A 3,548-nucleotide genomic window follows, 5' to 3' on the forward strand; every position below is an offset into this window, starting at 1 on the left:
CGCCGGGCGTGTGCGTGCGAGCCCTGCTGGTGCACGGTCCGGTCGTCGGCGGGACATCGGCCGCGGGACACGTAGCGGTCGGTGAACTCCTCCACGGCGTCCCTGACATGAGCGCCGGCCCCCAGCCGGGGCAGCGCCTCGGCCGCCGCCCGGAACCAGGCCCGGGCGGCGGCCCGCAGCTCCGGATCGGCCAGGCCGTGCCGCGCGGCGTCGCGCCACAGCGGATTGCGGGGCGCGGGCTGCGCCCCGTAGGAGTCGGCCAGCCCCTTCGACACCCGGTACGCCGTCTCGGCGGCCTCCGGGTCGTCGAACAGGGCGTGCACGACGGCCACCGGGACCAGCCAGCCGTCGTCCCCGGGCTGGGCGTCGATCATCCGCAGCTCCAGATGCCCGCGCGGGCGCACCGGCGGGAACAGGGTGGTCAGGTGGTAGTCCAGATCCTCGGCGGTCGGCGGCCGCGGGCCGCCACCGGAGCGCAGCCAGTCGCGGAAGGTCAGCCCGTGCGGCACCGTCCAGGGCGTGCCTTCACGGTCCGTCCGTACGCACATCACCTCGGTGTCCAGCGCCTGCCGGGTCCACGCGCCGCGCGGCTCCGCGTCCAGCGGCGGGGCGAGGGAGCGGCGGGTGTCGATATCGCCCCAGACCCCCTGGCGGGCGCACCGCCAGCCGGCGTACGGACCTTCGCGCGCGGGGGAGTTGGCGAAGGAGGCGACCAGCACGGCACCGAGGAGGTGGGCCAGGCGCCATCTGCGGCCGTGGCCGACCGGACCCGGCTCCTCGTACCCGGCGTCCACGCACACCTGCACGGACGCGGAGGCGCACATCATGGAGCGCCCGGCGGGCCCGGTGCGGTCGAAGTAGGTCTCCATGGCGTCGTAGCGCGGGCTGGCCAGCATCCGGCGGTGCGGCCGGCGCGGGTCCTGGCCGAGGCCGCGCAGCACCAGGCCCCGGTCGCGCAGGGCGCCCCGTACGGCGGCGAGGTCGGCCTGGAGGCCGTCCACGCACCCGGTCAGCGAGGTGGACGGGGGCGAGCTCAGCTCCAGCTGGCCGCCGGGCTCGACGGTCACGCGGGATCCCAGGGACAGCGCACCGGCCGCGTCGTGCGCGGCGGCCAGCCGCTCGTGGGACACGGGCAGTGCGGGGCGTTCGGCGTCGAAGACCAGCCACTCGAGCTCCGCACCGATCAGGCGGGGCGGGCCGGTCTTGAAACAGATGCCGTGGACCAGGTCCTCGGCGGCGGACTCGGTCAGGCGGGGTGGGTCATGCGGCATGACGGGGCCCTCGTCTCGCGTCGTCGGCTGTGACATCACCCGTGCCTACCCGTCCGTTGGGGCACAAACTCCCTTGCCGCCGCTCGCCCGATGCGTCAAAGATCACGGCATGAGCAGCAGGTTGCGCGAGATCGCGCGGGAGAACGCGGAGATCGTGGCGTCCGGTGGGTACCGAACGCGGTCCGGGCGGCAGGTGGCGCTCGCCGCCGCCGTGGCGGAAGCCAAGGCAGGAACCAGAATATATGGACCAAACCAGGTCATTCCAGACGAAACAGTCCTGATCAAGGGCGGCGGGACCGCCGTGGAGGTCACGGGCGAGAGCAGTACGGAGGCGGCCCGCAGGCTCGCGGCGGACCACCCCGGGACCGCCGTGGTGGCCGTCCTGAACTTCGCCTCGGCCCGCAATCCCGGGGGCGGCTACGTCCGCGGGGCCAAGGCGCAGGAGGAGGCGCTCTGCCGGGCCTCGGCCCTGTACGAGACCCTCCTGGAGGCCCCGGAGTACTACGCGGTCCACCGTGCCGAGGTCAGCACCTTCTACACCGACCGGGTGATTCACTCACCCGCGGTCCCGGTCTTCCGCGACGATCGCGGCGACCTGCTGGACACCCCCTTCCGCGCCGGCTTCCTCACCTCCCCGGCCCCGAACGCGGGCACGATCCGCCGCCAGGAACCCGACCGGGAGGCCGAGATCCCCGCGGCGCTCGTACGGCGCGCGGAGCTGGTGCTGGAGGTGGCCGCGCTGCACGGGTACCGGGACCTGGTGCTGGGCGCGTGGGGGTGCGGGGTCTTCCAGAACGACCCGGCCCAGGTGGCGGAGGCCTTCCGGGGACTGCTGACCGGCCGATTCGCCGGAGTGTTCGAACGGGTGGTGTTCGGGATCCTGGACCGCAAGCCGGACACGCGGGAGGCGTTCGAACGGGTGCTGGCCGAGCTCCTTTGACGTGGGGGGACGCCCGGCGGGCCGTCGGGCCGTCGGGGGGAGCGTCCGGGGATGAGGGCTCCGGGCGCGGGCTCCGGGCACGGGCTCCGGACGGCGCGGGGCGCGCGAGGGGGCGCGCGTCGTGTGCGGCCGGGCTTCGCCGCACGCCCGCTCCCCGCATTCGGGTGACGGCCCGGGCGATGCCTGGGACGTGCCCACGGCGATCTCGACACTGGATGTGACCGGACCTGACCACCGGTGACATCGAGGGGAAGCCGTATGAGGGCGATGAAGTACGTGGTGAAGAGCGCGGTACGGACGACCGTCACGCTCGGCGCGGCCCTGGTCCTGTTCACGGGGGTGTCCGGCAGTGCCCACGCAGCCGGGGGCGAGTTCAGATACGTCAACGTGAACCAGGACGATTTCACCCTGGAAAACCCCGAGAACCGGACGTGCTTCCTGCTGCTGAGCGGCGCGCGCAGGGCGGAGAACACCACCAACGCACGCGCCACGCTCTTCGCGGAACGCGACTGCGAAGGGCTGACCACGCGGGTCATGCAGCCGGGCCAATCGGCGGTCTTCCCGGCGGCGGCCGCCCCGCACAGCGTGCGCTTCGGCTGAAGGGCGGCGGCCCGGGCGCGGCCCTGGGGGCCGCGCCTCGGCCCCGGCGGCTACCGCCAGCCGTACCGCTCGCGCAGCCGGTCCACGACGAGCTGGAACCGCGCCCGGTCCAGCGCACACGCCTCGCGCCGCATGCCGTCCTCGTGTACGCGCAGCACCCGGTCCACGTCCACCCAGGACTCCCGGCCGGCGCTGTCCCAGGGGCCGGTCCCGATGGGAACCCACTCCCGGTCGTGGTCGTGCTGCTTGCTGGACAGCTGCACGGCCAGCAGCGTCCCGGCCGCCTCACGCGCGACGACCAGCACGGGGCGGTCCTTGCCCCGGCCGTCGTTCTCCTCGTAGGGGACCCAGGTCCAGACGATCTCACCGGGATCGGGATCCCCGTCGCGATCGGGAGCGTACGAGGTCTGCACCGGCCCAATGGCATTCGGATCGGCCTCGGCGGTAGCGCCGACGCCATCGCGCCCGGGCTGCTCGACTTGACCGTTGCTGTGGTGTGAAAGTGCCGTCATTCGCGCGAGGTTACCGGCTGCGGAGGCGACGAAGGGGCGACGGCGCGGGCTGCCCTGGGCCGGTGGCTGCGGCGGTGGGGCGGGGGCGCCGGGTTGGCGGGGCCTGTGTGCGAGCTGGCTTCGACGGTGTCCGGGGGGCGTCCCGGGTGTCGAGTGTCCTTCCGTGCCGGGCCGGCCTGTCAAGGGCGCTCCCTTCGGTCGCGTCGCTTCGCGATGGCCTTCGGC

At 74.0% G+C, this 3,548-nt stretch carries 4 protein-coding genes; 2 read left to right on the forward strand and 2 right to left on the reverse strand.

What is annotated here, in order from left to right:
- Window positions 1-1,271: ergothioneine biosynthesis glutamate--cysteine ligase EgtA (gene egtA, locus ACWGDE_RS37315; protein WP_453393522.1), on the reverse strand; the 1,271-nt coding region annotated here is incomplete at its 3' end.
- Between the two features lie 109 nt (window positions 1,272-1,380).
- Here egtA and ACWGDE_RS37320 point away from each other — a divergent pair.
- Together ACWGDE_RS37320 and ACWGDE_RS37325 are read left to right on the forward strand one after the other, a co-directional pair.
- Entirely contained in the window at window positions 1,381-2,211 is an 831-nt protein-coding gene (locus ACWGDE_RS37320) for a TIGR02452 family protein (RefSeq protein WP_453393523.1), read from the forward strand.
- Window positions 2,212-2,469: 258 nt separating this feature from the next.
- Window positions 2,470-2,811 (forward strand): hypothetical protein, encoded by a 342-nt coding sequence (locus tag ACWGDE_RS37325; RefSeq protein WP_453393524.1) that lies wholly within the window; start codon window positions 2,470-2,472, stop codon window positions 2,809-2,811.
- Between the two features lie 50 nt (window positions 2,812-2,861).
- Here ACWGDE_RS37325 and ACWGDE_RS37330 read toward each other — a convergent pair whose 3' ends face one another.
- Entirely contained in the window at window positions 2,862-3,323 is a 462-nt protein-coding gene (locus ACWGDE_RS37330; protein ID WP_453393525.1) for a type II toxin-antitoxin system PemK/MazF family toxin, read from the reverse strand.
- Window positions 3,324-3,548: the final 225 nt, after the last annotated feature.

It is taken from the genome of Streptomyces sp. NPDC054956 (assembly GCF_053609185.1).